Source organism: Tateyamaria sp., from assembly GCF_059783535.1.
In genome coordinates this window covers 1-2,910 of sequence record NZ_JBYNDP010000230.1, presented here as the reverse complement: position 1 = coordinate 2,910, position 2,910 = coordinate 1, and the positions used below count along the sequence as shown (strand labels likewise).

Here is a 2,910-nt window from a genome sequence, read left to right as displayed (position 1 = left end):
ATGAACGCACACCGGGCGTGGTGAAGCTGCCCATACGGATTTTCCCTCTATCCAAGACAAAGCGAAACCCTTTGGTCACGGCAGGCGGCCACGCGGTGGATGTATGCTTCACGGTACGCATCCATTTCGAAAAGGGAGAGCAACGCGCCGGGGTTTGGATAGGATCCAATTGCGACCAAGTCCCAGTCTTCTGCTGGACCGATGAAGGTGCGTGCAAATGGAGCGACCATGAGAAATTTGCCACCGGCCTGCTCGACGCTGGGTATGCTCACGGCGGCATAGCGTTGGAACGCTTCCTGTCCTGAAATGCCGTTCTCAACGACCGCCGTTCCTGAGGGGTAAGACGCGCTGTCACGCATCTTGAAGAAGTTCACGAGCGTGATGGGTTGATCCTTTGCGCATTGCGCCACCGCGTCCCAGGTGGCTTCATCCGGCAACCCGCTGCTGCCCGTTCCCCAATTTGCCAGAATGCTTTCAATGCGGTTTTGAACGCTGTGCGCTGTATTCGTCATAGCCATACTTTCCATGTGTTGGGCCGCCGTGGGTGACGGTTGTGCCCTAGCTACCTGGACGGTACATTTCCACAAGTAGGCAATAATTCTTGGGGTAGTACAGTTTTCTGTACTAATGGAGCGGGAGAAATAGCATGAGCGAAGATATCCAACCAATACCATCCACCTCGGCGGGTCTGTGCCAGCTTCCGTGTCCGATGCCGGATATCGTGTCGCTGGTTGGTGGCAAATGGAAACTGATCATCCTGCAGATACTGGTGTTTGATGGAACCCAAAGGTTCGGCGCGTTGAAGCGGCGTTTGGACGGGGTGAGCCAGACTATGCTGACCAACCAGTTGAGGGCGCTTGAAAGCGACCGGCTGATCACACGGAAAGTCTATCCCGAGGTTCCGCCGCGAGTTGAATACAGCGCGACGCCTCTCGCAAAAGACATGGAGGATGTTTTCTATGCCATGCGTGATTGGTGGAAGAGGAACAATGCCCCGGTCGATGACGGGGGTGCTACGGACGGGTCAGGAGAAGGTCCATTTGCTGCGTCTGGGCACGCGGACGGCGAGCATCGGCTTGATCAGGGGTGAGCGGAAGCGGGTGAGGTCGAGCGCCTCATGCACGCCTTTGGTGCGTTCTCCGTTGAGTGTCGTCTCCACTGCTGAACGGGAGTAGAACGGCGCGTCCAGCATGTTTTGGACTTGCCGTGCCTGTGCGCCCGCGTCCCCGCGTGTTTCCCGTTTGACCGCCCAGAGCGAGCGGCGCATGGGCGCTTTGGGGGGCAGGGGGATTTCGGACGCTTGGCCATCTTCACCGAAGTGGAAGGCGGCGGCGAGTTCTGAGCCGTCGAGCCGCGTGGCGTCGTAAAAGCAGGTGGCGCCGTCCCCGGTCGGGTAGCGGCCCCATGTCCAGTAGCTGAAATCTTCCTCAAGGGCGCGGTTGCCGAAATTGGCGTCGAAATAGCCTTCGCCCGACCACTGCCAGCCGGGGCGGTCAATGTCGACTTCGATCCGGCTGCGTGGGGCGAAGGGGCGCCAAATGTGGCTGTTGTCGTCCGTGAGGGCGAGTTCGACGTTTGTGAGGGCGGAGGGGATGACGCGGATTTGCCCCTTGATCCGCGAGATCAGGGGCGGGGACGAGATTTCGTCGATGTCGATGATCAGCGTGTCGTCTTCCCATCGCATCATCGAGGGGCCAACTTCGAACCGTGAGGCCGTTTGTCGGAGTGCGGAGGTGCCTCGGTCTGTCATGGTGAACCGCCCGCCTTTGCCATAGGTGGCGACGTTGATGCAGACGTGGTTCTGTGGGTTCTTGCGGCCGGACCAGCGATACCAGGGCGAGAAGACCGAGCCGATGAAGCCGATGACCGACACCGCGCGGGTGCCGCAATCGCTCAGGCCGTCGACATACCACCACGCGTAGCCGTTGGGGCCGACCTCGACGTTGAAATTTGGTCGCTCAAGATCGCCTCGACCGCGTGCCGGGCGGAGAGGGTGGCCATGGGCACACCCGCCCCCGGGTGCGTCCCCCCGCCCGCGAGATAGAGGTTCGGGATCTGCGTCCGGGCTGTGGGGCGCTGGAGCGCCGCTGTCAGCCCGTGCGGTGTCTGGCCGTAGAGCGCGCCGAGACTTGCTGGGAACATCTGCCCGAACGCTCGGGGCGTCGTTATCGTTGTCGTATCCGGGGTCGGGCTGAAGCTGATCCCGTGCTGCGCCATCTGGTGCGTGATCTGATGAAGCCATGGGGAGAGGTCCTCCGAGGTGTCGCCCGCTGTGCCGGGCGCGTTACTGTCGCCCGTTGCGGGCGCATTTGTGATGATCTCGAACCGCTCAAGCTGGGGTGGGTCGCCGTCCTGGCCGCGGTCGAGGGCGCAGATGTAGAAGCTGGGGTGTGCGGGCACGCGCCCTGCCATGAGGTCGCGGAATTCGCTGGTCGCGTCGGCAGCGAAGAAGACGTTGTGGTGGGCGAGGTCCGGGCCGTGGGGCGTGGCGGCGAAGCTGAGGACGCGGGCGGAGAAGCTGCGTTTGGCCTTGGCCGTTTGCGGGGCGATGTGCGCTGTGTCGGGCCCAAGCGTGCCCGTTGCCAATGCGCGGGGGTCGCCTGCATGCACCAGCACGTCGCAGGGCAAGCGTGTTCCATCCTGCAAGCGGATGGCTGTGGCCCGTCCATTTTGAATGTCGACCCGGTCGACATGGGCGTTCAGGACTGTATCGACGCCAGTTGCGTCCAGCACATGCAAGAGTGCCTGTGTCAGCTTGTGCATCCCGCCCTTGACCACCCAGACCCCGTTCGCTTCCGCCTGCCAGATCAGAGACAGGATTGCGGGAGCGTGGGTGGGGCTGCCGCCCACATAGGTCGCGTAACGGCCAAAGAGTTGCCGGAGCCGTGGATCGCGGAAGCTGCGTTTGAG

Annotated in this window: 4 protein-coding genes; 1 reads left to right on the top strand and 3 read right to left on the bottom strand. The window is 62.1% G+C overall.

Annotated elements, in window-relative coordinates:
• Positions 1 to 47: 47 nt before the first annotated feature.
• A complete protein-coding gene (locus tag AC6RA8_RS21940) occupies positions 48 to 512 on the bottom strand; it encodes a DUF1330 domain-containing protein (protein WP_500355885.1) in 465 nt (154 codons plus the stop codon).
• 134 nt (positions 513 to 646) lie between these two features.
• Between AC6RA8_RS21940 and AC6RA8_RS21935 the strand changes: the two genes are divergently transcribed.
• Entirely contained in the window at positions 647 to 1,090 is a 444-nt protein-coding gene (locus tag AC6RA8_RS21935; RefSeq protein ID WP_500355884.1) for a winged helix-turn-helix transcriptional regulator, read from the top strand.
• Here the strand turns inward: AC6RA8_RS21935 and crtC are convergent.
• Both crtC and AC6RA8_RS21925 read right to left on the bottom strand, forming a co-directional pair.
• On the bottom strand, positions 1,025 to 1,873 hold the full coding sequence (gene crtC, locus AC6RA8_RS21930) for a carotenoid 1,2-hydratase (protein ID WP_500355882.1): 849 nt from the start codon (positions 1,871 to 1,873) through the stop codon (positions 1,025 to 1,027). The genes AC6RA8_RS21935 and crtC overlap by 66 nt on opposite strands.
• Before the next feature lie 20 nt (positions 1,874 to 1,893).
• The coding region (locus tag AC6RA8_RS21925) for a phytoene desaturase family protein (RefSeq protein WP_500355880.1) at positions 1,894 to 2,910 on the bottom strand (1,017 nt) is incomplete at its 5' end.

Bases quoted from the DNA above. Each gene is read 5' to 3' on its own strand.
- AC6RA8_RS21940 (WP_500355885.1), bottom strand. From the start codon at position 512: ATGACGAATACAGCGCACAGCGTTCAAAACCGCATTGAAAGCATTCTG.
- AC6RA8_RS21935 (WP_500355884.1), top strand. From the start codon at position 647: ATGAGCGAAGATATCCAACCAATACCATCCACCTCGGCGGGTCTGTGC.